This window comes from Vibrio sp. D420a (genome assembly GCF_030248625.1).
Lineage (GTDB): Bacteria > Pseudomonadota > Gammaproteobacteria > Enterobacterales > Vibrionaceae > Vibrio > Vibrio fortis_A.
Window position 1 is genome coordinate 154,436 of sequence record NZ_JAHGAN010000017.1, and the last position, 24,038, is coordinate 178,473.

The window sequence follows — 24,038 nt, forward strand, 5'->3', positions numbered from 1 at the left end:
AAATGGCAAACAATGTTTTAAATCGCTACCTATTTGAAGACCTATCGGTACGTGGTGAATTGGTACAACTGGACGAAGCGTACCAACAAATTATTTCTAGCAAGGAATACCCAGCGGCTATTCAAAAGCTTCTTGGTGAGCTATTAGTTTCAACGACTCTTCTTACTGCGACTCTAAAGTTTGAAGGCTCTATCACTATACAACTACAAGGTGATGGCCCAGTATCTCTAGCAGTAATCAATGGTGATCACGACCAGAAGATCCGTGGTGTAGCGCGCTTCGAAGGCGATATCGCTGATGATGCTGGCCTGCATGACCTAATGGGTAAAGGCTACCTAGTGATCACTATCGATCCTAAAAAAGGTGAGCGTTACCAAGGTATCGTAGCACTAGAAGGCGACACGCTAGCAGACGTTCTGGAAGGCTACTTCGCAAACTCTGAGCAGCTTAAAACACGCCTATGGCTACGTACGGGTGAGCACGAAGGCAAACCACATGCAGCAGGTATGCTTCTACAAGTAATGCCAGACGGTACAGGTACGCCAGATGACTTTGAACATCTAGAACAGCTAACCGCAACGGTAAAAAATGAAGAGCTGTTCTCTCTAGAGGCGAACGAGCTTCTATACCGTCTATACAACCAAGAGAAGGTTCAGCTGTTTACGCCTCAACCGGTTGAGTTCTTCTGTGGTTGTTCACGTGAACGCAGTGGCGCAGCTATCATTACTGTGGCTCAAGAAGAGATTTACAGCATCATTAGCACTGAAGGTAGCGTTGCTCTTCACTGTGATTACTGTGGCACGAGCTACGCTTTCGACAAGAACGATGTTGATGCTCTGTTCGCAGAAGCGGCAGATAAAGGCAACAATACGGTTCATTAATTTACGCCGTTCTAAAAACACGTAATTTAAACCAAAAAGGTCAGCGCAAAGCTGGCCTTTTTTGTGATCAAATTAGCGCAAATCTCGTAACATCTCGTAATAAAATCACTGCTTAATTTTAATCAATTAATAATGTTCAAGCCCCTAGCGCAAAGGTTTGCGTACAGGATAGACTAGTTGGGCCAATATGTGACGAGACACTTAAAACCCCATGGAAAATATGGATAATTTTTGAACTACATCCCTGTTTCCCCCATGTCTCGTTGCTAGCATGGTGAGCAGATAACAACAAAAAATTAATACAAAATCCCTACAAAATATCCTACAAGGAGCACCTATGACCGTTATGGAACATACAAAGGCTGCACAAATTGATCTTACTAAACACGGACTTACTGGCGTAACTGAAGTACTGCGTAACCCAAGTTATGAGCAGCTGTTCGTGGAAGAAACTCTTCCAGGCTTAGAAGGCTACGAAAAAGGCGTAGTTACCGAACTTGGTTCTGTTGCTGTTGACACTGGTATCTTTACTGGCCGCTCACCAAAAGATAAGTACATTGTTAAAGACGATACGACTCGCGACACTATGTGGTGGTCGGATCAAGGTAAGAATGATAACAAACCGATTACAACTGAAGTATGGAACGACCTTAAAGAACTCGTGACTACACAGCTATCTGGCAAACGCTTATTTGTAATTGACGGTTACTGTGGTGCTAACCCTGATACGCGTCTGAGCGTACGTATTATCACTGAAGTAGCGTGGCAAGCGCACTTCGTTAAGAACATGTTTATCCGCCCTACTGAAGAAGAGCTGGCAACATTTGAACCAGACTTCGTTGTAATGAACGGCGCGAAAACAACTAACCCAAAATGGCAAGAACACGGCCTAAACTCTGAAAACTTTGTCGCATTCAACCTGACTGAGCGCGTACAAATCATCGGCGGTACTTGGTACGGCGGTGAGATGAAGAAAGGCATGTTCGCAATGATGAACTACCTGCTTCCACTGCAAGGCATCGCTTCTATGCACTGTAGTGCGAACGTTGGCGAGAAAGGCGATGTAGCGGTATTCTTCGGCCTATCAGGCACAGGTAAAACAACGCTATCTACAGACCCTAAACGTCAACTTATCGGTGACGATGAGCACGGTTGGGATGACGACGGTATCTTCAACTTCGAAGGTGGCTGTTACGCGAAGACAATTCGCCTATCGAAAGAAGCAGAACCAGAGATCTACAACGCAATCCGCCGCGATGCTCTACTAGAGAACGTAACTGTACGTGGCGATGGCTCTATCGACTTTGATGATGGCTCTAAAACAGAAAACACACGTGTTTCTTACCCGATCCATCACATCGATAACATCGTTAAGCCAGTTTCAAAAGCGGGCCACGCGAAGAAGGTTATCTTCCTGACTGCGGATGCATTTGGCGTTCTACCACCAGTTTCTAAGCTGACTCCAGAGCAAACCAAGTACCACTTCCTATCTGGTTTCACAGCGAAACTAGCAGGTACTGAGCGTGGTATCACTGAGCCAACTCCAACGTTCTCTGCAGCGTTTGGCGCAGCGTTCCTAACTCTACACCCAACTCAATACGCAGAAGTACTAGTGAAGCGTATGGAAGCTGCTGGTGCAGAAGCGTACCTAGTGAACACAGGCTGGAACGGCAGTGGTAAGCGTATCTCTATCCAAGATACTCGCGGTATCATCGACGCAATCCTAGATGGCTCAATCGACGATGCGGAAACTAAGGTTATCCCTATGTTTAACCTAGAAGTACCACTAGCACTGCACGATGTTGACCCAACAATCCTAGATCCACGTGATACTTACACGGATCCACTACAGTGGGAAAGCAAAGCGAAAGACCTTGCGGAACGATTTATCAACAACTTTGATAAGTACACCGACAACGATGAAGGTAAAGCGCTTGTTTCTGCAGGCCCACAACTGGATTAATTGTTCACTCTGCTCTGAGGGCAAAGCCATAAGGCTAATACCCTCTTAAAAACGATATTTTTGTAGCAAGCCCCTCTTTTGAGGGGCTTTTTTGTTGCCGCAGCACGTATTTTGTTCCACTCTATTTTGAGCAACGAAGAAATGGAAGGTGCGCTAGGAATGAAAAGAGTCGTCATGGTGGTTGGGATTGTATTGTCTGTCCTCGTCGCAGGTGTCGCAACACTGCTGCTTGGCTTGCAGACCCAGTACCGCACTGATATCGCTAATTTCCTACTCAAGCACTCGATATCTCACCCGATCACAGTCGAAGACGTCGATTATCAGGCGCCTTACCAACTGACGCTGCAAGGCATTACTGCCGACTCAATCGATGATGAGTCCAAACCACTCTATATCGATAAACTTCAACTTTGGCTCAATCCCAATAGTTTTTTCACGGCGCAGCTAGAGCTCGACTCACTGCTTATCAGTGGCGTTCAGTGGCAATCCGAAGAGTTGGACTTACTAAAGACGCAGCTCACTCAGCCACAAATTAAGCTTCATCAACTCGCAATCAACAATCTCGATTTTTCAACACCAGAATTTAGTGCTCGCGATCTTGATATTCAAATCGCGAACCCAGATTGGGCGAACTCACAGCAGTTATTACCCAACGGAAAAGTTCAGCTCAAGGCGGGACAGATCTTTTGGCAAAACGAGGCCTTAGATAACTTCCTTATCGACCTCGACCTAAAAACGCATGACAGCACTCTCTATGGTGCATCGTTCGACTGGCGTGGCGCTAAAATCTCAGGGCAGGCAGAGCAATACCCAAGCGGATGGTCTCTGATTAACGTCACCATTGATGGTCTGCACCTTAGTCAGAAGCAAACTCAACAGTTGCTGAAATCAGAATGGCAGATTCCAAACTTCAACATCAGCCACATCAATAGCCTAGATATCCTAAAAAGTGACGTCGCTTGGCAAGGCGGTCATCTCGCCGCCTTCAGTGCATCATTTGAAAACATCAAATTGCCTTTTGAGATATGGCAGCAACAACAGGGTTACTTCTCACTGCAAGCTGAGAGCCTTTCTTTGCAAGACGAGCAGTGGATTGAGCCCAACCTAAAACTGACGCTACAAGACGATCAGATCGAGATTAATGACTTTTACAGCCAATGGCAGCAAGGCAGTGTCCAACTCAATGGTCAAATAGGACCTCGCTCTATCAAGCTCCAAGAGCTGGATGTTCGCGGCGTAAAGTGGGTGACAGAATCAGCGGAAGAGAGAGCGCCTCTTGAAGTATTGCAACCTTGGCTACAAGAAGTTGATTCCCTCTCGATCTCGCGGCTCAATGTCGAGAGAAGCCAACGTATTCAGTTGGCTAACCAGCCATATTGGCAAGTCTCTGGATTACACATAGAGGGTCAAGGGCTGACCTTGATAGAACAAGGCAAATGGGGACTGTGGGAAGGTGGGTTAAGCGCCAGTGCTAATGATGCGAGCTATCAGAGCATTTTGTCTGCCCAGCCCGTGGTTGAGATGAGCAGCCACCAAGGTCAATGGCAGCTTAAGCGACTGTTTGCTCCACTGAAACAAGGTTACATTGAGGCTCAAGCCACAGTCGATTTCAATCAGGTCAGTCAGCCATGGCAAGCAACCATCAGTGCCGATGGTGTTCCATTGTCGCCCTTCATTCCTTACTTGGCGTTACCTTTTGATGCCTCTGGTATCGGCGAGTTTGAGCTGCAAGCATCTGGTTTAGCAGGCGATGACCTTATGCTCAGACATTCAGCTACAGCGAGCCTAGAGGGCAGTATTCGCAATGGCGTGATTAACTTTGCTTCTAACGACGCCAAAGCTAATGAATCCCTGGAAAATGAAGCCATGCAATCCAAGATCGTGAACTTCGAGATCTCAGATATCAAAGCCGACTTAAACCGCGGCCACCTATCATTACCGCCGTTGCACATTATTGGTGCAACACAACAAGGCGATCAGCCACAGCCAGTAACACTGACTGGTGAAGTCGCTGGAGAGCTCGATCTCGTGACACCACAGACGCACAGTTTAACGCTTACTCTGTCGAGTGAATGCTACGAAGTTTCTGGTTTAATCACCCAAGCGCAGCTCGTGCACAAAGAGAGCTGCCAATAAAAAACGCCACTCAAAAGAGTGGCGTTATTTAAGAGATTAAAATGCATTATTCCGAGACGTTTTGCGTGGAACTAAGAACTTTTTTATAGTCTGGGATCAGCATGTAGGTTCCAGTGAACTCAACCGCCGCCACATCACCACTGTGAATCGTCACATGGATGATGATTCGCGCCTTGCGCCCGGATGCGAGTCGGTCTAAATCGCCACTGATTCCATCTAGAGAGGTTGAAGCCACTGGGTTCTGCTCAACTGGATGACGATAGCGAATGTTGCTGTCAGCCAGCACGATATCACCTGTCAGGCCACGCTCTTTCATCAGCAGCCACGTCATACCCCACCCCGTCAGTGTCGCCAGAGTAAACGCTGAACCCGCAAACATGGTGTTGTGAGGATTGAGGTTAGGGTTAAGCTGAGCGCTACACTCAAACTGGTAACCTGTGTATTGGTTTATCTTGATGCCCATCTTGTCACTGATAGGAATCTGGTGTTCCCAGCGTTGCTGCAGTTCATTACACCATTCTGGTTTGCGCAGCACGTCCGCCATTGGGTCGAGATGTTTTACCATCTGCTGGTGACGCACCGGACCACGTTGATCGTTAATCTCACCACGACGCTCAAAGCTGTTCTTCTCGTAGAATGAGATCGCATCTTCACGCGCATTACACACTAAGCGCTTCGCGCCCTCTTGGCGAGCTAGAGATTCCAGTGCAACCAAGATAAGAGAACCCATACCCTTGCTACGGCGTGAGTTCTTCACCGCCATATAGCGGATCTGCCCTTCGAGATCTGGGGTGATGTAGAGACGACCAATTGCCATCGGTCGACCACGACCATCAACAATCATTCGGTGATGACTCATACCATCATATTCATCACGTTCCGAACCAACCGGCATGCGCCAAGGCTCGCGCAGCATCTGCCAGCGAAAGTGATAATACTTATTGAGTTGATTCTCCGTGGTCGGAGTAATGAGTTTAAACATGCTTATTCCTTTAAGCTTAAACCTGTAGCCAGAATGTCACAGGGCCATCATTGACCAGAGAAACTTTCATATCTGCTGCAAATCGGCCACGTTCCGTTGGCAATACAGCAGCACATTGATCCGCGAAGTACTCATAGAGACGCTCAGCATCGGCAGGGTGTGCACCGCGAGAGAATCCAGCTCGTGTGCCTTTCTTGGTATCTGCTGGCAACGTAAACTGAGAAACAACCAAGACTTTGCCATCAACCTGCTTCACGTTAAGGTTCATCTTATCCTCTTCATCCCCGAAGACGCGATAAGTCGTCACCCTTTCCATCAAACGTTTCGCTTTAGCTTCGTCGTCGTCTCTCTCTACACCTAGCAACACCAATAAGCCTTTATCGATTTCGCCAACTACCTCTCCATCTACACGAACGGCAGCTTCACTTACTCTTTGAATCAGTGCTATCACTGTGATTTCCTTGTTCTGGAACTTTTTGATTATCGGTAGAGTGTACCATTTCTTGCGCCTCACTCCACTGTTCACGCTCGCCAAGTGCCGCCGTTACCTCAGCACCCACCAGAACGATCAACCAGCACAAGTAAACCCAAACGAATAGGATCGGAATCGCAGCCAACGCACCATAGATCAACTGATAAGAAGGAAACTGAGTGATATAAGCCGCAAAGCCCTTCTTACTCAGTTCAAACAGAAGTGCAGCCACCATTGACCCTGCAGCCGCGTGTGAAAAGTTAATCTTCTTGTTTGGAACCAGCAAGTACAAGCCAAAGAAAGTGAAGAAAGAGAGGATTAATGGCAGCTTGCGAATCACAAAGTTATAAAGCCCAGATACGGTCTCGTTTTGCAGCAGGGTAAGCGACGTCACGTAAGACGTCGCAGCAATACTTGCACCCACCAAAATTGGCCCTAGAGTTAACACCATCCAATACATAGAGAACGAATGCACTGGGCGACGCTTTGCTTTCACTCGCCAAATATAATTCAGGTTCTTATCGATATTCGAGATCAGCATCATCGCTGCAATAAACAAGAATCCACTACCAACAGCCGTCATCTTGCCGGTATTAGCCACGAACTCCTGCAAAGCGTTGTGAACCGCATCTCCAGAGGCAGGGACAAAGTTATTTATGATGAATTTCTGAATCACCACCCCAACATCAGCAAACACAGAGAAGGAAGAGAGTATCGACAGCAATACCGCCAACATAGGCACTATCGATAGCAAGGTGATGTAGGCTAAATAGCCCGCATTCACATTCACTCTATCGTGTTTCATTCGCGCCATCAGGTAGTGCGAGAACGCGAGTCCGAGTTCGGTTGTCTTTTGGATCTTCAACTTGTAACTCCCATGTAACTCGTTCATAGTCCTAATAATGTTGATTAATTGTATATAGGAACCAAGGATGCCTTATTTTCTCGCCTTAGTGCTATCTATTTTTACCCTAACGGGATGTCAGTCGGCGTATTACTCCGCTATGGAGCAAGTGGGCTACCACAAGCGTGACATTATGGTCGACCGTGTAGAAGATGCCAAAGAGTCACAGCAAGATGCTCAAGAAGAGTTCACCAGCGCTCTAGAAGCGCTTAGCAGCCTAACCAACTTCAACGGCGGTGACCTTGAAGATATGTACAACAAGATCAACGACAAGTATCAAGACAGCGAAAAGGCAGCACAGAATGTCAGTGACCGCATCTCTGCAATCGAAGATGTCTCGGATGCCCTATTCGCCGAGTGGCAAGATGAACTCGACCTCTACACCAGCGCTTCGCTGCGCCGCTCAAGCGAACAAAAGCTACGAGAAACCAAGTCCTCTTATCAAACCATGCTTTCAGCAATGAAGCGTGCAGAGAAGAAAATGGATCCAGTACTCAACACACTGCGCGACAACACGCTCTATCTTAAGCATAACCTAAATGCGAGCGCGGTCGGCTCATTGCAAGGTGAGTTCATGAGCCTAGAGAAAGATATCGCCTTTGCAATCAAACAGATGAATGAAGCGATTGCCGAATCAGATAAGTTTCTTGCTCAGCTAAACCAGAAGTAAATAGAACAACTTAATGCAACCTATCATCATTAGTGGCGGCCCCGGTGCGGGGAAAACAACCTTGGTTAACGCACTCGCACAACGCCAATACTCTACCTTTGCCGAGGCGTCTCGCCAGCTGATTGAACAGCAGAGCCAAATTGAGGGTGGCATACTGCCTTGGGTTGACCTACCCGGCTTTGCTGCACTCTGTTTAGAAGTAATGAGTCAACAGAAGGCACAGGCTAACCAGCACTCAATCGCGTTTCTCGACCGTGCCATTCCTGACATCTGTGGCTATTTGTCTCAAGCAGAGCTAGGGATTGATGAGCAGTACCTAAAGGCGAGTCAGGGTTACCACCCTAAAGTGTTCTTGTGTCGCCCAGAAGCAAGTATCTACGTACAAGATGAGGTGCGCCCTTATCCGTTTGAGGGTGCGTTAGATATTCATGAAAACCTAGTTGCCCTCTATCAACAACTCGGATATGCAGTAATTGAGGTGCCGTTTATGGCGGTAGAAGAGCGTGTTCATTTTGTTGAGAGCCATCTAGGAATCAAAAACTAGATTCCAGATATTTCGTTCCTCAATTCTGGAATGACGATCCGATGAATTGAAATGGTACGCGCTCTTCGCATCCCGTATCTCGCTTACTCCCATCTAAACAAACACCGTCATTCCCAACAGCGAAGCACGAGCATGATAGGGAATCTCTTCAATACCGTAGAAGAAAGATCCCAGACACCTCGTCCCTCGGTTCTGGAATGACGACTCAATAAACTGAAATGGTACGCGCTCTTCGCATCCCGTATCTCGCTTACTCCCATCTAAACAAACACCGTCATTCCCTACAGCGAAGCACGAGCATGATAGGGAATCTCTTCAATACCGTAGAAGAAAGATTCCAGACACCTCGTCCCTCGGTTCTGGAATGACGACTCAATAAACTGAAATGGTACGCGCTCTTCGTATCTCGTATCCCGTTTACTCGAATCTAAACAAACTACCGTCATTCCCTACAGCGAGGCACGAGCGTGATAGGGAATCTCTTATTCGCCGTAAAAGAAAGATTCCAGACACCTCGTCCCTCGATTCTGGAATGACGATCCGATGAATTGAAATGGTACGCACTCTTCGCATCTCGCATACTCGCATCTAAACAAACACCGTCATTCCCTGCAGCGAAGCACGAGCATGATAGGGAATCTCTTCAATACCGTAGAAGAAAGATTCCAGACACCTCGTCCCTCGGTTCTGGAATGACGACTCAATAAACTGAAATGGTACGCGCTCTTCGTATCTCGCATCCCGCTTACTCGCATCTACTCTCATACAAAACAAAAGCCCCGAGCAGCATCGCTACTCGGGGCTTTTTAAACTCAATCAGTTAAATCTGATTATTTCGCTGCACGTGAAGCACGCTTACGATCCGATTCCGTTAGGAACTTCTTACGGATACGGATGCTTTCAGGTGTTACTTCTACTAGCTCGTCGTCATCGATGAATTCTAGAGCTTGCTCAAGAGTCATGATGATTGGCGGAGTAAGAACCTGTGCGTCATCAGTACCAGATGCACGAACGTTGGTTAGCTGCTTACCTTTCAGTACGTTAACTGTTAGGTCGTTGTCACGGCTGTGGATACCAACAACCATGCCTTCGTATACTTCAACACCGTGACCGATGAACATGCGACCACGCTCTTGTAGGTTGAATAGTGCGTTAGTTAGTGCTTTACCCATACCGTTAGAGATTAGTACACCGTTAACACGCTGGCCGATTTCGCCGCCTTTGTGTGGACCGTAGTGATCGAATGTATGGTAAAGAAGACCAGAACCTGAAGTTAGAGTCATGAACTCAGTTTGGAAACCGATTAGGCCACGAGATGGCATAACGAAGTCCATACGTACACGACCTTTACCGTCTGGAGACATGTCAGTCAGCTCACCTTTACGTAGGCCGATGTTCTCCATGATGCCGCCTTGGTGCTCTTCCATAACGTCGATAGTTACAGTTTCGAACGGTTCCATTAGTTGACCATCTTCTTCTTTGATGATTACTTCTGGACGAGATACTGCTAGCTCGAAGCCTTCACGACGCATGTTTTCGATCAGGATAGATAGGTGAAGTTCACCACGACCTGATACGCGGAATTTGTCTGGATCGTCTGTTTGTTCAACACGTAGTGCAACGTTGTGTACCAGTTCTTTCTCTAGACGCTCAAGGATGTTACGTGAAGTTACGAACTTACCTTCTTTACCAGCGAATGGAGACGTGTTTACTTGGAACGTCATTGTTACTGTTGGCTCATCTACAGACAGTGCTGGAAGCGCTTCTACTGCGTTTTGTGCACAAATAGTGTCAGAGATTTTTAGCTCACCAAGACCAGTGATCGCGATGATGTCACCTGCGTTCGCTTGTTCAACTTCGTGACGCTCAAGACCAAGGTAGCCCATTACTGTGCCAACTTTGCCGTTACGAGTTTTACCGTCTGCGCTTACGATAGTTACTTGCTGGTTTGGTTTAACAGAACCACGAGTTACACGAGCAACACCGATAACACCAACGTAAGAGCTGTAGTCTAGTTGAGAAACTTGCATCTGTAGTGGACCGTCTAGGTCAACTTGTGGTGCTGCTACTTCTTCAACGATAGTTTGGAATAGTGGTTCCATGTCTTCGCCAGTTTCGCCTTCTTCTAGAGAAGCCCAACCGTTAAGTGCTGAAGCGTAAACTACTTTGAAGTCTAGCTGTTCGTCAGAAGCACCTAGGTTGTCGAATAGGTCGAATACTTGATCCATAACCCAATCAGGACGCGCGCCTGGGCGGTCGATCTTGTTGATTACAACGATTGGCTTAAGACCGTGTGCGAATGCTTTTTGCGTTACGAAACGAGTTTGCGGCATTGGGCCATCTACTGCGTCAACGATCAGTAGCACTGAGTCAACCATAGACATGATACGCTCTACTTCACCACCGAAGTCCGCGTGTCCCGGAGTATCTACGATGTTGATGCGGTGATCGTTCCAGTCGATTGCTGTGTTCTTAGCAAGGATGGTAATGCCACGCTCTTTCTCGATGTCATTCGAGTCCATTACGCGCTCTTCAGTCTCACCACGAGATTCTAGTGTGCCTGATTGTTGTAGCAGTTTATCAACCAGCGTTGTTTTACCGTGGTCAACGTGCGCGATAATCGCGATATTTCTTAACTTATCAATCTGTGGAGTAGACATGGATTCTCGATTCACTCATAAAAGTAGCCGCACATCACCTCTACAATCAGGGTAAGTGCCACTAGCTTGATTAAAAAAACGGTCAATAATATACCAGATTCTAGCAAAAACCCCAGAAATATGTGATCTGAACCAAAGCCTTTTTCCACAGGCGTTTATTCCCGATAAATAACCGGCTATCGGGCGACCTCAATTCGAAATGGCTCTGCCTTCTATTTACCTTGACCAAGCTGGTGAAATCTCTTCGTAAAATGAAAAAGTGGATTGACAACCCATGCAAATCGTTGCTGAATGGTACTCGTTTGTGACTCATTATGGTGCACAACAAAACAGTTGCACCATAATTGTGCACTGCATGATCATTTTGGTGCAAAGAAACGCACCAAGAAAAACACAAACAAACTAAACCCTTGAAATTAATGGATTAATTTTTTTGGCACGCTTTTAGCTTTAGTTAAAACAGCATCGATTAATGCACCGAAAGACATTAATCAATGCTAGTTTCGACCGAATCGAGCACAAACCAAATTAATAACACTGGAGGTTATCCAAGATGTCAGTAGAAAACGTACTATCGCTGATCCAAGAGAACGAAGTTAAATTTGTAGACCTACGCTTTACAGATACTAAAGGTAAAGAGCAACATATCTCTCTACCTGCTCACCAAGTTGACGCAGACTTCTTTGAAGAAGGTAAGATGTTTGACGGCTCTTCTGTAGCTGGTTGGAAAGGCATCAACGAATCTGACATGGTAATGATGCCAGACGCATCATCTGCTGTTCTTGACCCATTCACGGAAGATGCAACGCTAAACATCCGTTGTGACATCCTTGAGCCTGCAACAATGCAAGGCTACGACCGTGACCCACGCTCTATCGCAAAACGTTCTGAAGAGTACATGCGCTCTACAGGTATCGCAGACACAGTTCTAATCGGTCCTGAGCCAGAGTTCTTCCTATTCGACGACGTTAAATTTGCAACTGACATGTCTGGCTCTTTCTTCAAGATCGACGACATCGAAGCTGCATGGAACACAGGTTCTGACGTAGAAGGTGGTAACAAAGGTCACCGTCCAGGCGTTAAAGGTGGTTACTTCCCAGTAGCTCCAGTTGATTCATCTCAAGACATCCGTTCTGCAATGTGTCTAGTAATGGAAGAGATGGGCCTAGTTGTTGAAGCGCACCACCACGAAGTAGCAACTGCGGGTCAAAACGAAATCGCAACTCGCTTCAACACGCTAACAACGAAAGCTGACGAGACTCAAATCTACAAGTACGTTGTACACAACGTTGCTCACGCATTTGGTAAAACAGCGACATTCATGCCTAAGCCACTTGTAGGTGATAACGGTTCTGGTATGCACGTTCACCAATCTCTAGCAAAAGACGGTGTTAACCTATTTGCTGGTGACAAGTACGGCGGTCTATCTGAAACAGCACTTTACTACATCGGTGGTGTTATCAAGCACGCTCGCGCTATCAACGCGTTCTCTAACCCAGCGACAAACTCGTACAAGCGTCTTGTACCAGGCTTCGAAGCTCCAGTTATGCTTGCTTACTCTGCACGTAACCGTTCTGCTTCTATCCGTATCCCAGTGGTACCAAGCCCTAAAGCACGTCGTATCGAGCTACGTTTCGGTGACCCAGCAGCGAACCCATACCTATGCTACGCAGCAATGCTAATGGCTGGTCTTGACGGTATTAAGAACAAGATCCACCCAGGCGAAGCTATGGATAAGGATCTATACGACCTACCAGCTGAAGAAGCAGCAGAAATCCCAACAGTAGCGTACTCACTAAAAGAAGCTCTAGAGTGTCTAGATGCTGACCGTGAGTTCCTAACAGCTGGCGGCGTATTCTCTGATGACTTCATCGACTCTTACATCGACCTTAAGTCTCAAGATGTAGAGAAAGTAAACATGACAACTCACCCACTTGAGTTTGAACTGTACTACTCTGTTTAATCTCTGGTAGAGAAGCTTTCTTACTGAAACTCTGTAAGAATCGCTAACTAAATATTAGGCTCGCCTCGCAGGCGGGCCTTTTTTATATTCCTCCTCCCGTATTCGCTTCGTACCATTCCCTATCAAACCAGCTCATTCCGGCTGCTACAACGCATGCATTCACAGCATCTGAAAAGGTCATCATCATGAAAGCGATATGGATATTCATTGGGGCAATACTCTCAGGTATGCTGAGTGCCCAAACGGTCTACACCTGGGAAGACGACAATGGTGTGCTGCACTTTAGTGATACACCAGACAACAGCAAAGCCAAGGCACTGGACCTACCCGATGTTCAAGCTGTGGCTCCGGCCCCTAAATTTGATAGCGCCTCGCCAGTTGACCTTAAACCTACCAAGCCTTTGCCAACTGCCACTTCCACTCAGGAAGCATCTACGCCAGATAAGCCTGATACTCCGCCTCCGCTCATGCTGACTTTAATCACTCCTCAGCATGACCAGACCTTGCGCAGCAATCGAGGTTTGATTGCGATTGAAATAGAGCTCAACCGAAAACTGGGTATTGGGGAGCAGCTTCAGTTAATGCTAGACGGGCGCCGTTATGGTGCACCACAAACCAGATCAACATGGGCACTAAAAAACATCGATCGTGGTGCACATACCATTGCTATTCAAGCACATAGAAGCGGCAAGCTTATTGCATCTACTACTCCAGTCACTGTGTTTTTACACCGTGCAACGATCAAGTAGGCCAATGTGCACAAAACACGTCCAGTTTGTCTGTTTTTCAACGGATACTGACCACTTTAAAGCAACAGATAGGAATTATCTTTAGCTTCTGGTTGAGATGCGCCATACTTGAACTTATCAACGCACCAATTTGGTGCAAGGAAATTATCTCAGTTCAAGGATGCAACAGTGAATCGATCAGCGCAGAGCGACAGCATAGAGACACATCAATTATCTAACGCCATACTCGACAATATGGTGACGGCCACCTTGATGCTCGATGAGCAGCTCTATGTGCGTTATGCCAATCCTGCTGCCGAACAACTGTTCTCACAGAGTGCCAAACGCATTGTTGATCACCCACTCAGTCAACTCATTCAGCACGCCTCTCTCGATCTCGCACTACTTACACAGCCTCTGCAGAGTGGTCAAAGCATCACTGACAGTGACGTAACCTTTGTGGTCGATAACCGACCGCTAATGCTGGAAGTCACAGTCAGCCCAATGACTTGGCAGCGTGAGACTCTGCTATTGGTAGAGATGCGTAAGATAGACCAACAGAGACGCCTCAGCCAAGAGCTCAACCAGCATGCCCAGCAACAAGCGGCCAAGCTTTTGGTGCGCGGTCTAGCTCACGAGATAAAGAATCCACTCGGTGGACTTCGCGGCGCGGCGCAGCTTCTTGGGAAAATGCTGCCAGACCAATCCCTGAACGAATACACCCAAATTATTATCGAGCAGGCCGACCGTTTAAGAGCATTGGTCGATCGCCTACTTGGCCCACAAAAGCCGGGTAAGAAAAGTGAAGAGAACCTCCACCAGATACTGGAGAAGGTACGTCAATTGGTCGAACTTGAATCTGGTTCTTCATTGGCCATTGAGCGTGATTATGACCCGAGCCTGCCAAACATCTTGATGGACTCAGCACAAGTCGAGCAGGCGATGCTTAACATTGTGAGCAATGCGGCGCAGATTTTGAGCTCACAAGAGTCGGGCAAGATCACCATTCGCACCAGAACGGTGCACCAGGCGAACATTCATGGGCAGCGACACAAACTCGCTGCACGCATTGAGATCTGTGACAACGGGCCGGGCATCCCAGATGAGCTCAAAGATACCCTCTTCTACCCAATGGTCAGTGGACGGGAAGGCGGCACAGGCCTTGGACTATCAATCTCGCAAAACTTGATTGACCAACATAACGGAAAAATTGATGTAGAGAGCTGGCCGGGGAATACCACCTTCACCATTTATCTACCGATTTAATAAATTTATCGGCATCACCAGAGAGCTGCTTGGGTGGTGTTGGCAACAAGATATAACAGCATAAAAACAACAATGATCATCACAATAGAATTGGCTGCAAAGGAATGGAACTATGAGTAAAGGATATGTATGGGTCGTCGATGACGACAGCTCTATCCGCTGGGTCGTTGAGAAGACGCTCTCTTCGGCGGACATTAAGTGTGAAACCTTCGCTGATGCGGAAAGCGTGCTCATGGCACTGGAGCGCGAAACCCCTGATGTCTTAGTCTCAGATATCCGCATGCCGGGTATCGACGGTATCGAGCTACTTAATCAAGTTCAGCAACGCTCACCGGATCTGCCAGTCATCATAATGACCGCGCACTCAGATCTCGACGCAGCGGTTAACGCTTATCAGAAAGGCGCTTTTGAGTATCTTCCTAAACCATTCGATATCGATGAAACCCTCACTCTGGTTGAACGTGCGATTGCCCACAGCCATGAACAGAAGCGCGAACAAGCCAATGAGGTTGTCGATACCGACGCACCAGAAATCATTGGCGAAGCACCAGCAATGCAGGAGGTGTTCCGAGCCATCGGTCGTCTGTCTCGCTCTTCAATCTCTGTGTTGATCAATGGTGAATCAGGGACAGGTAAAGAGTTGGTTGCCCACGCTCTACATCGCCACAGCCCACGTGCGACTAAACCCTTTATCGCCCTCAACATGGCCGCGATTCCAAAAGACTTGATCGAATCAGAGCTGTTTGGTCACGAAAAAGGCGCGTTTACCGGTGCCAATAGCGTGCGCCAAGGTCGTTTCGAACAGGCTAATGGCGGCACCCTGTTCTTGGATGAGATCGGTGATATGCCACTCGATATCCAAACTCGTCTGTTGCGCGTGCTTTCAGATGGACAGTTCTACCGTGTTGGTGGTCATTCCGCGGTCAAGGTCGACGTTCGTATCGTTGCGGCAACGCACCAAGATTTAGAGCGCTTGGTGCACGAAGGCGACTTCCGTGAGGATCTATTCCACCGTCTCAACGTCATTCGTATCCATATCCCAGCACTGCGCGAACGTAAGCAGGATATCGAAAAACTAACGCAACATTTCCTGAGTTCAGCAGCAGAAGAGCTTGGCGTTGAGGTGAAAGCGCTTCACCCAGAGACCATCGCTAAGCTCAACCAACTCAACTGGCCTGGTAACGTGCGCCAGCTAGAGAATATCTGTCGCTGGTTAACAGTAATGGCGAGTGGTAGCGAAATACTGCCATCTGACCTTCCGCCAGAATTGCTCGAAGAGAAAACGGTTACCACCAGCGATAGCGGGGATAGTTGGCAGAATCTTCTAGCGAATTGGGCAAAATGTGCGCTGGATTCAGGAGAAAAAGAGCTGCTCTCTTATGCGCTTCCAGAGTTTGAACGTATACTACTTGAAGCGGCTTTGAACCATACTAATGGTCACAAACAAGATGCTGCGAAAGTGCTCGGTTGGGGACGAAATACCCTAACTAGGAAGCTAAAAGAGTTGTACTAGCTTAGATATGCTCAAAATTGCAGTTACTTTTTAATCAAAAAAGTGTCGCTTGACTGGGATGGAGTCGGTACAATTACAGTACAACATACAAAAGTTTTAGTCGTCGATGTCCATAAAAACCCAAATTACACTCAGAACCGCAGTGGTTTTGCCGTTCGTGATGATTTTTCTCTTCACCATCGGTGTAATGGTTTTTACTCAGAAGAGCAGTTATGAGGAAATGGTTCGTGATGTCAGTGCGCGTCAATTAACGTCACTGACAGAAAATGTTCACAAGAGCCTAGCTGAATTCCTAGAGAAGCCCTTTCACGCAAACCTGTCTCTGAGTCATAACATTGGATATCACCAACTCTACCACCCGGGTAACCTGCGTGAGGTTCAAGACTATATTCTGCAGAGCTTCTCTGGGCATTTCTCAACCATCGAACAATTAGATGTGATCGGCTTTGGTTCGGAAGACAGTAATTACGTTGGCTTTCGCAAAGAGGCCAATAACGGCTATACGCTGATGGTTCAAGATGACCGCACTCAGAATCAGTTGGTCATCTATCGTGGCGGAAAAATCAGTGACGACATTCGCTCTGTTATCTCGAATTACGACCCACGCGTTCGTCCTTGGTACACACCTGTTGCGCACCAAACCAAGCCTGCGTGGTCAACGATTTACACCAATGCTGATGAAAGACAGGAGATCACGCTCTCTGCCCTTGCACCAATTTACGACCAAGGTGAGTTTAAAGCAGTCATCGTTAGCGACATTAAAATCGACACCTTCAATGCCTTTCTCAAACAGCTAAAAGACAAGACCAATGCCTCGGTTTACATCATGGACAAAGAGCAGCGTATGGTGGCGCACTCTGATGGTGGCAGCGTGGTCTCTTGGGGTAATACCCGTCTCTCAGATCGCGGTGAAAGACTGTTGGCATCAGAGAGCCCGAACCCAATCATTCGCGAAAGTGCCTCCCACGTCGACCAATTCCACCTAACTGATGATCAGCAAGTACACCGTTTTAGTTTCGATCTCGACGGCGAACGCTTCTACAACCAGATCACCCCTTATTCTGATGAACACGGTATTACATGGTTCATTGGTATGTCGATTCCCAAAACCGACCTACTGGGTAAGCTGCCAGAGAATCAACGCAATAGCTGGCTTCTAGGCTTACTGCTGAGCTTTGTGGGCATCACCTTGGGACTGCTGGCATTTAATCGCGTTACCCGACCAATCACCTCCACCGCAGATGCAGCCAAGCAACTCGCAAAGGGAGATTGGGAGAGTACCATGCCGCGACCGGGCAACATCTACGAGACCAGCATGTTGGTTGAGGCGTTCAATGAGATGACCAATAACCTCAAGTCCTCATTCAATGCGCTGCAAACCCAGCTTACCTATGACTCACTGACCAAGTTGTATAGCCGTGAAGGTATAGTGGATGCTGCGAAAAAGCTCAACATCGCCAATACTGGCACTCTGTATCTGGTGGGTATTGATCGCTTCCGCGACATCAACGACAGCCTTGGACACTACAATGGTGACCAACTGCTGATCATTGCTGCTGCTCGCCTGCGAGGTATTCTGCCAGAGCACTACTTATTGGCTCGTACAGGTGGTGATGAATTCGCTATCTACGCACCGGATGTGATAGGCCAAGAGGAAGTGGGCCTACTAGCAAACCGACTGCTACAGACCTTCGCCTCCCCTTTCTGTATGGAATCAGAAAATGTGGTGATCAACATTTCAATTGGTATTGTTCAGCAGTGCGAAGACAGCGATATGACCCTGTGGCTGCGTAATAGCAGTATCGCCTTGAGTAACGCAAAACAGGACAAGGCGCGCTTTAGCATCTACAGTCCTGAAATGGCTAATGCCTCAAGACATCGTACAAAGATGTTGGCTCGTATCAATAAAGCAATTGAGAAGAAGGAGTTTGAACCCTTCTACCAACCAATCATCGACCTAGAGACAGGCACAACCATTGGTGCAGAAGCACTGGCTCGTTGGGTAACGGAGCAAGGTGTCATCGCACCGTTGGAGTTTATCCCATTGGCAGAAGAGACAGGCCTTATCAGTGATATTGGCCAACAGATTCTGCACAAATCCTGTCGTGATACCGCGATCGCGATTGAAACCGGCATGTGGGCACCTGATTTCTCAATCCACGTTAACTTAGCCGTTGATCAGCTGAGCCAAGCAGGCTTTGTTGATCAGGTTAAAACCACGCTGCGCGATACTAAGCTCCCTGCTCGTAATCTCACCTTGGAGATCACCGAGTCGCGCATCGTCGATAACGACCCAACCATCATTGAGAATATGTTGGCCCTTAAGGCTCTGGGGATCTCAATTGCGATTGATGACTTTGGTACCGGCTACTCTTCTTTGGCCTACCTGCAAAAGCTGCCATTTGATTGCTTGAAGATCGATCGCAGCTTCGTCAACAAACTAGAGAAAGAAAGCCTTGATAGTTCAATCGTGGCCGCGATTGTGAACATTACACGTGGTTTTAAGGTGAACTTGGTGGCTGAAGGCGTGGAAACCCAGCAGCAGGCTGATTTACTTAAACAGCTGAAATGCCCACAAGCACAAGGCTTCCTTTACAGTCGCCCGGTGCCATTCGATGAGTGGCCGCATCAGCAGAATTAGCAGCAGTATTGCTCGTGATAAGATAAAAAATGCCAGCATCTCAATGCTGGCATTTTTGTTAGAAAAACAGATATTGTAAAAACAGAGCTCGCTTAGATAACGCGAGAGAACTGCTGCTGACGCGCTTTGGCACGCAGGTACTTATCGAAACACATACAGATGTTACGAATCAGTAGTCGACCACGCAGGGTTACACGGATCTCTTTGTCATCCACTTCAACCAGCTCATCGTTAATGAAGGTTTGCAGTAGCTCTAAATCTTCTTTGAAGTAGCGATTAAAGTTCACTGAGAACTCAGACTCAATCTGGGTCTTATCCAGTTTAAAGTTGCAGATCAGCTGCTTAATCACTTCACGACGCAATAGGTCGTCGTTATCCAGAGCCACACCCTTCCATAGAGCATGACGCAGTTCGTTCACTTGAGCGTAGTACTTCTTCAACTCTTTCTGGTTCTGAGCGTAAGCGTCGCCCACCATAGAGATAGCCGATACACCAAAACCAATCAGGTCACACTCACCTTGTGTAGTGTAGCCTTGGAAGTTACGGTGAAGGATACCCTCACGCTGTGCTACCGCTAGCTCATCTTCAGGCAGCGCGAAGTGGTCCATACCGATAAACTGGTAGCCTGCGCCTGTTAGCGTCGCGATGGTATCTTGCAGAATCGCCATCTTCTCTTCTGCTTTTGGTAGATCTTCGTCTTTAATCTTGCGCTGAGCCGCAAACAGTTGAGGCATGTGAGCGTAGTTAAATACCGATAGACGACCCGGCTTCATTTCTAGCACTTGCTTCAATGTTTCAGCAAATAGCGCTTGAGTCTGCTTTGGCAGGCCGTAGATAAGGTCCAGGTTAGTTGAGCGGAAACCAAGGTCTTTGGCACGCTGCACCATAGCAATGATGAACTCTTCATCTTGCTCACGGTTAACCAGTTTCTGTACTTCTTTGTTGAAGTCTTGAACACCGATACTCAGACGGTTAAAGCCTTCACTGCGCAGGTGGTCAAGCATATCTAGCTCAATCTCACGTGGGTCAACCTCGATACTGATCTCAGCATCTTGAGTAAAGTTGAACTCATCACGCAGGATCATCATCAAGCGAGTGATTTGTGCTTTGCTCAAGAAGGTTGGTGTACCACCACCAAAGTGCAGTTGTGTCACTTCACGCCCTTGCAGTAGTGCAGCGCGCTGGCGGATCTCATGCTCAATGACATCCAGATACTCATCGGCCTTATGCGAGTGACGAGTGATCACCTTGTTACAACCACAGTAGTAACAAAGCTTGTGACAGAACGGGATATGTACGTAAAGAGAAAGCGGGCGTTCAGGGTACTGAGTACACGCCATGTCATAATCAGAGACCGTGAAAGCTTCATGGAACTCCAACGCAGTTGGATAAGAGGTGTAACGCGGACCAGAATAGTTGTACTTGTCTAAGATGGCTTGATCCCAAACGATTTGCTGGCTCGTTACTGCTGGCTTGCTCGACATGATGGTATTTCCAATTTAGATCCGCGAATACTGATGTACTCTCAAATCATTTTACATACATTAAAATATAGACGGGTTATTTTGCCACACGACTTGTAAGGACGTTTGACAGCTATTCGCTTTTTGAACACCAATGCTCAAAATTGATAGCTTGATCACTAACCGACTTAGGGGATGTAAGATAACACAAAGGTAAGAGGGCTTATTTGATGTGACACCACACCACATAAGCCCTTTTTATTAGATCATCTGAATGTTGATTTGGTTATTAAGCGGTTTTACTTTCTTCTGTAACTGCTTCAACTCTTCAATGATGGATTCGTTCAAGCGTGACTCTGCTTTTTGTCGAGTCAGGTTCTGCTTCATACGCTCTCGCTTCGGAAGATTTTGTCGATCTTCACCACGCGCCATGTCTTTAACCACATGATACAACTCAGAGGTCGCAGGGTATTCGGCGTCGAAATCGACACGTTCATCGCCCTGAACAAAGTCCATGATGTTGTACACGCGGATACTAATCTCTGACAAATCACACTGACCTTGAATGCCGGCAAGACATAGGGTGTTCACATTGTCGAAGATGTTCGCGTTACGCTTCTCGATGGCTAGAGCTTTATGCTGCTTTTGCAACTCCGTCTGCTTCTTCACTTGAAGTAGAAGGTAACCTGCGTAACAGCCCAAGCCGAGAACGATAATTCCGCCAGCAATTGCTAATAAGGTTACATTCATAGGTTCTTAGCCTTTAAAGTTATCGAGATCGATGTCTTCAAACTGCGACAGTAGGTCTTCATCTGAAGAGGCTTTCTTAGATACAGACTCAGGAAGGTCATCAAACACTTCTTCCTCTTCTGGCTCAAGTAGTCCTAGACGATCCATTAGGAACTCAATGCGATCTAGCTTCTCGTCTACCAGTTTCTGTAGACCTGCACCCAAGTTTTCGCCCGCTTCTAGACGGTCAAGCAAGGTGTTAAGCTGTGCATCGTTCTCAAGCATCTCTAGCTCTTGTTCAAACGACAACTTACGCTCTTGTTTGGTCGGCTTCTTAACCGGTTCGATCACCAATGGAATCTTTTTCTTGCTGCCTAGACGTGGGTCGCGGTTTTGTGCAGCTTTACGCTGTTTCGCTTCGCCACCGTCTGAGTGACGGCTACCTGATTTTAAACCTTTACGTTTCTTCAGGCGCTTACGCTCACGTCCCTCAACATCCGATTCGCTACGGTTGCGAGTTACGATCACTTCAGGAGCACCGTAAGCTCCTGGCTTTCTTGATTTTTTGCTACGGCTCATTACTGGGTCTTCCTCAGTAAAATTACATCATTTCCAACAAATTCGAGTTCGAGCTTATCCCGCTCAGCCAAAAACTGGAATGTTTGGCGGCTAAAAAAGACCACATGCGTCGGATCATTTTTATAGTGCCAACCAGCAAACGCGTCCACGTCAATTACTAGCTTGGTCATGAGACCAATCCAGCCCTCTGGCTTAACTAAATTCAACCATTGCTGCCACACCTTATCGGGTTCATAAAGATGTTCAATCACCTCGGTGGCAGTCATAAAGTCGTACGTCTTATCGAGAACGGCGCGTTCTGGGTGATAGTAGATGTCGTACAACTCCATGGTGTGTCCAGCTTCTTCTAACATGATAGATAGCGTAGGGCCTGGGCCACAACCAAAATCTAACCCGTGTGAGTTAGATGAAATTCTGTCTGTTAATGGGTCGGCAATGCGCGACAAGAACTTACGATAGCCAGCATCACTGGGATCATTCTCATGCAGATCGTAGTGTGCTTTCTCTTCGCTTGCTTCTAACCTTTGGTTAGGTTTTACAAATACCAACTCACATTGCTGACACTGCAGATACTCTCTGCGTTTGTCTTCAAAGTAGTGATGCACATCGTGATGATGGCATAAGGGACAAGTATACATAGCACATCCTTAAACAGGGATGCGAAACATACCAGAAAGTGCGTTTAGAGTGGAGAGATATTGGGTGTTTTTTCATCAAATCAATAAAAAAAGCGATAGGAAAACCCATCGCTCTCTAAATCTGCCTATATTGGCCAAAATTTGCATACTCAACTTGGTACACAAATCTCCATTTGTTATTGGTGCTTTCCTTGCCAAATTTGTTTTTTGTTCATCACCCTGATGAATTTTGGCTATCCGTTTCTAACACCTTGTCGCTGGGCTATCCTAGCCTGATCCTTTTCTGTCTATACCGTTAGACTAGACGATCATCCATATCGATTTCAGCTCCAAGCTGATGGCGCATACTTTACTCACTTATCAAAAAACGACAAGAGCGCGACTTCACACTTTTTGTACAGCTATTGAACACCCATAAAGAATGCCAATTTGATCACACCATACATAATGTAAGGCTATATAAAAGACAACGCCCCAGCCAATCATGGCCAGGGCGCATCCTAAATCTTGCTCGAACGTACATTTCTTTGCTCTTAATTAAGAGCGAGAAACCGACAAATTAGTGTAAACCACCAACGTACTTCGATAAGGTTTCAATATCTGCGTCTGTTAGCTTTTTAGCTACATCACGCATCATCGCGTTCATGTCGTTGTTACGGCTACCATCGCGGAATTTCTCAAGCTGTGCTTTGATGTATTCTGCATGCTGACCAGAAATCTTAGGGAAACCAGATAGCTCTGTACCGTTACCACGAGGGCCGTGACAAGCAATACACGCCGTTACGCCGCGTTCAGCGTCACCCGCTGTGTATAGAACCTTACCCTCTTCTACTACGTTTTCTGGCGTAGAGTTGTTAGAGATAGGCAGAGATGCGTAATATGCAGCTAGGTCAGCCATGTCTTGTTCAGACAGAGGCATCGCCATTGCACCCATTACAGGTTCATTACGACCTTGTTTACCACCACTAGTCATACCTAACTTGAGATCTTTTAACTGCTTCTCAAGGTATTTCTCATGTTGACCAGCCAGTTTAGGGTACTGTGTGATCAGACTGTTGCCGTCAGCACCGTGGCAGGCAACACATGTTTGTGATTTGGCTTTACCAGCTTCAATACTACCTTGAGCCCATACTGAGCAGCTGGCTAATAGACTCAAAATTAGCGCTAATTTCTTCATGACATTCCATTATAATTATCAAGCTTCCAGTACCACTCTATGTTGCCACTCATGGTACAATAGGCGACCTTATGCCGAGCACGGTTATTTTACACAAATTCACAAAAAAGTAATCAATCGACTACACAA

20 protein-coding genes are annotated in these 24,038 nt (G+C 47.0%); 10 read left to right on the forward strand and 10 right to left on the reverse strand.

Annotation, left to right across the window (positions count from 1 at the left end; genetic code table 11):
* The first annotated feature begins 2 nt into the window (after positions 1-2).
* From hslO to KI743_RS13015, 3 genes are all read left to right on the forward strand, one after another.
* Complete coding sequence (hslO, locus tag KI743_RS13005; protein ID WP_150870509.1) at positions 3-881, forward strand: Hsp33 family molecular chaperone HslO; 879 nt, start codon at positions 3-5, stop codon at positions 879-881.
* A gap of 337 nt (positions 882-1,218) precedes the next feature.
* Positions 1,219-2,844 carry a phosphoenolpyruvate carboxykinase (ATP) gene (pckA, locus tag KI743_RS13010; RefSeq protein ID WP_032551101.1) on the forward strand — a complete coding sequence of 542 codons (1,626 nt, stop codon included), beginning with the start codon at positions 1,219-1,221 and terminating at the stop codon, positions 2,842-2,844.
* A gap of 159 nt (positions 2,845-3,003) precedes the next feature.
* A complete protein-coding gene (locus tag KI743_RS13015) occupies positions 3,004-4,980 on the forward strand; it encodes an AsmA family protein (protein ID WP_285466749.1) in 1,977 nt (658 codons plus the stop codon).
* Positions 4,981-5,026: 46 nt separating this feature from the next.
* Here the strand turns inward: KI743_RS13015 and KI743_RS13020 are convergent, their stop codons facing one another.
* The 3 genes from KI743_RS13020 to KI743_RS13030 are packed head-to-tail and all read right to left on the reverse strand — an operon-like array spanning position 5,027 to position 7,326.
* On the reverse strand, positions 5,027-5,962 hold the full coding sequence (locus KI743_RS13020; RefSeq protein ID WP_032551099.1) for a bifunctional GNAT family N-acetyltransferase/hotdog fold thioesterase: 936 nt from the start codon (positions 5,960-5,962) through the stop codon (positions 5,027-5,029).
* A gap of 16 nt (positions 5,963-5,978) precedes the next feature.
* Positions 5,979-6,413, reverse strand: coding sequence for a D-aminoacyl-tRNA deacylase (gene dtd, locus KI743_RS13025; protein WP_285466751.1), 435 nt, complete (start codon positions 6,411-6,413; stop codon positions 5,979-5,981).
* Positions 6,385-7,326 (reverse strand): virulence factor BrkB family protein, encoded by a 942-nt coding sequence (locus KI743_RS13030; RefSeq protein ID WP_285466752.1) that lies wholly within the window; start codon positions 7,324-7,326, stop codon positions 6,385-6,387. The genes dtd and KI743_RS13030 overlap by 29 nt, the downstream gene beginning before the upstream one ends.
* Positions 7,327-7,366: 40 nt before the next feature.
* Here KI743_RS13030 and KI743_RS13035 point away from each other — a divergent pair, with 40 nt between their 5' ends.
* Both KI743_RS13035 and KI743_RS13040 read left to right on the forward strand, forming a co-directional pair.
* A complete protein-coding gene (locus KI743_RS13035; protein WP_032551094.1) occupies positions 7,367-8,008 on the forward strand; it encodes a DUF2959 domain-containing protein in 642 nt (213 codons plus the stop codon).
* 13 nt (positions 8,009-8,021) lie between these two features.
* Entirely contained in the window at positions 8,022-8,552 is a 531-nt protein-coding gene (locus KI743_RS13040) for an AAA family ATPase (protein WP_285466754.1), read from the forward strand.
* Between the two features lie 588 nt (positions 8,553-9,140).
* On the opposite strand, the gene KI743_RS13045 is transcribed toward KI743_RS13040, so the two are convergent.
* Together KI743_RS13045 and typA are read right to left on the reverse strand one after the other, a co-directional pair.
* Positions 9,141-9,317 carry a hypothetical protein gene (locus tag KI743_RS13045; RefSeq protein WP_285466755.1) on the reverse strand — a complete coding sequence of 59 codons (177 nt, stop codon included), beginning with the start codon at positions 9,315-9,317 and terminating at the stop codon, positions 9,141-9,143.
* A gap of 65 nt (positions 9,318-9,382) precedes the next feature.
* Entirely contained in the window at positions 9,383-11,212 is a 1,830-nt protein-coding gene (gene typA, locus KI743_RS13050) for a translational GTPase TypA (protein ID WP_032551091.1), read from the reverse strand.
* A gap of 553 nt (positions 11,213-11,765) precedes the next feature.
* Between typA and glnA the strand changes: the two genes are divergently transcribed.
* From glnA to KI743_RS13075, 5 genes are all read left to right on the forward strand, one after another.
* Positions 11,766-13,175: a glutamate--ammonia ligase gene (gene glnA, locus KI743_RS13055; RefSeq protein WP_032551090.1), complete on the forward strand. Its 1,410-nt coding sequence runs from the start codon at positions 11,766-11,768 to the stop codon at positions 13,173-13,175.
* Positions 13,176-13,360: 185 nt separating this feature from the next.
* Positions 13,361-13,924, forward strand: a complete 564-nt coding sequence (locus KI743_RS13060) for a DUF4124 domain-containing protein (protein WP_285466756.1) — start codon at positions 13,361-13,363, stop codon at positions 13,922-13,924.
* 168 nt (positions 13,925-14,092) lie between these two features.
* Positions 14,093-15,169 (forward strand): nitrogen regulation protein NR(II), encoded by a 1,077-nt coding sequence (gene glnL, locus KI743_RS13065; protein ID WP_191907594.1) that lies wholly within the window; start codon positions 14,093-14,095, stop codon positions 15,167-15,169.
* A 112-nt stretch (positions 15,170-15,281) separates the two neighbouring features.
* Positions 15,282-16,682 (forward strand): nitrogen regulation protein NR(I), encoded by a 1,401-nt coding sequence (gene glnG, locus KI743_RS13070; protein WP_032551086.1) that lies wholly within the window; start codon positions 15,282-15,284, stop codon positions 16,680-16,682.
* 106 nt (positions 16,683-16,788) lie between these two features.
* A complete protein-coding gene (locus KI743_RS13075) occupies positions 16,789-19,323 on the forward strand; it encodes an EAL domain-containing protein (protein ID WP_285466757.1) in 2,535 nt (844 codons plus the stop codon).
* A 92-nt stretch (positions 19,324-19,415) separates the two neighbouring features.
* Here KI743_RS13075 and hemN read toward each other — a convergent pair whose 3' ends face one another.
* From hemN to KI743_RS13100, 5 genes are all read right to left on the reverse strand, one after another.
* On the reverse strand, positions 19,416-20,807 hold the full coding sequence (gene hemN, locus KI743_RS13080; RefSeq protein ID WP_032551084.1) for an oxygen-independent coproporphyrinogen III oxidase: 1,392 nt from the start codon (positions 20,805-20,807) through the stop codon (positions 19,416-19,418).
* A gap of 240 nt (positions 20,808-21,047) precedes the next feature.
* Complete coding sequence (locus KI743_RS13085) at positions 21,048-21,536, reverse strand: DUF2489 domain-containing protein (protein WP_150870530.1); 489 nt, start codon at positions 21,534-21,536, stop codon at positions 21,048-21,050.
* Between the two features lie 6 nt (positions 21,537-21,542).
* On the reverse strand, positions 21,543-22,094 hold the full coding sequence (gene yihI / locus KI743_RS13090; protein ID WP_032551082.1) for a Der GTPase-activating protein YihI: 552 nt from the start codon (positions 22,092-22,094) through the stop codon (positions 21,543-21,545).
* On the reverse strand, positions 22,094-22,732 hold the full coding sequence (locus tag KI743_RS13095) for a class I SAM-dependent methyltransferase (protein ID WP_032551080.1): 639 nt from the start codon (positions 22,730-22,732) through the stop codon (positions 22,094-22,096). Before KI743_RS13095 ends, yihI begins: the two co-directional genes overlap by 1 nt.
* A gap of 559 nt (positions 22,733-23,291) precedes the next feature.
* Complete coding sequence (locus KI743_RS13100) at positions 23,292-23,909, reverse strand: cytochrome c (RefSeq protein ID WP_032551078.1); 618 nt, start codon at positions 23,907-23,909, stop codon at positions 23,292-23,294.
* Positions 23,910-24,038: the final 129 nt, after the last annotated feature.

What these genes read in the sequence shown, in the direction of transcription:
- hslO (WP_150870509.1), top strand. Translation starts at nt 3, where the DNA reads ATGGCAAACAATGTTTTAAATCGCTACCTATTTGAAGACCTATCGGTA.
- pckA (WP_032551101.1), top strand. Translation starts at nt 1,219, where the DNA reads ATGACCGTTATGGAACATACAAAGGCTGCACAAATTGATCTTACTAAA.
- KI743_RS13015 (WP_285466749.1), top strand. Translation starts at nt 3,004, where the DNA reads ATGAAAAGAGTCGTCATGGTGGTTGGGATTGTATTGTCTGTCCTCGTC.
- KI743_RS13020 (WP_032551099.1), bottom strand. Translation starts at nt 5,962, where the DNA reads ATGTTTAAACTCATTACTCCGACCACGGAGAATCAACTCAATAAGTAT.
- KI743_RS13030 (WP_285466752.1), bottom strand. Translation starts at nt 7,326, where the DNA reads ATGAACGAGTTACATGGGAGTTACAAGTTGAAGATCCAAAAGACAACC.
- KI743_RS13035 (WP_032551094.1), top strand. Translation starts at nt 7,367, where the DNA reads ATGCCTTATTTTCTCGCCTTAGTGCTATCTATTTTTACCCTAACGGGA.
- KI743_RS13040 (WP_285466754.1), top strand. Translation starts at nt 8,022, where the DNA reads ATGCAACCTATCATCATTAGTGGCGGCCCCGGTGCGGGGAAAACAACC.
- KI743_RS13045 (WP_285466755.1), bottom strand. Translation starts at nt 9,317, where the DNA reads ATGAGAGTAGATGCGAGTAAGCGGGATGCGAGATACGAAGAGCGCGTA.
- typA (WP_032551091.1), bottom strand. Translation starts at nt 11,212, where the DNA reads ATGTCTACTCCACAGATTGATAAGTTAAGAAATATCGCGATTATCGCG.
- glnA (WP_032551090.1), top strand. Translation starts at nt 11,766, where the DNA reads ATGTCAGTAGAAAACGTACTATCGCTGATCCAAGAGAACGAAGTTAAA.
- KI743_RS13060 (WP_285466756.1), top strand. Translation starts at nt 13,361, where the DNA reads ATGAAAGCGATATGGATATTCATTGGGGCAATACTCTCAGGTATGCTG.
- glnG (WP_032551086.1), top strand. Translation starts at nt 15,282, where the DNA reads ATGAGTAAAGGATATGTATGGGTCGTCGATGACGACAGCTCTATCCGC.
- KI743_RS13075 (WP_285466757.1), top strand. Translation starts at nt 16,789, where the DNA reads ATGTCCATAAAAACCCAAATTACACTCAGAACCGCAGTGGTTTTGCCG.
- hemN (WP_032551084.1), bottom strand. Translation starts at nt 20,807, where the DNA reads ATGTCGAGCAAGCCAGCAGTAACGAGCCAGCAAATCGTTTGGGATCAA.
- KI743_RS13085 (WP_150870530.1), bottom strand. Translation starts at nt 21,536, where the DNA reads ATGAATGTAACCTTATTAGCAATTGCTGGCGGAATTATCGTTCTCGGC.
- yihI (WP_032551082.1), bottom strand. Translation starts at nt 22,094, where the DNA reads ATGAGCCGTAGCAAAAAATCAAGAAAGCCAGGAGCTTACGGTGCTCCT.
- KI743_RS13095 (WP_032551080.1), bottom strand. Translation starts at nt 22,732, where the DNA reads ATGTATACTTGTCCCTTATGCCATCATCACGATGTGCATCACTACTTT.
- KI743_RS13100 (WP_032551078.1), bottom strand. Translation starts at nt 23,909, where the DNA reads ATGAAGAAATTAGCGCTAATTTTGAGTCTATTAGCCAGCTGCTCAGTA.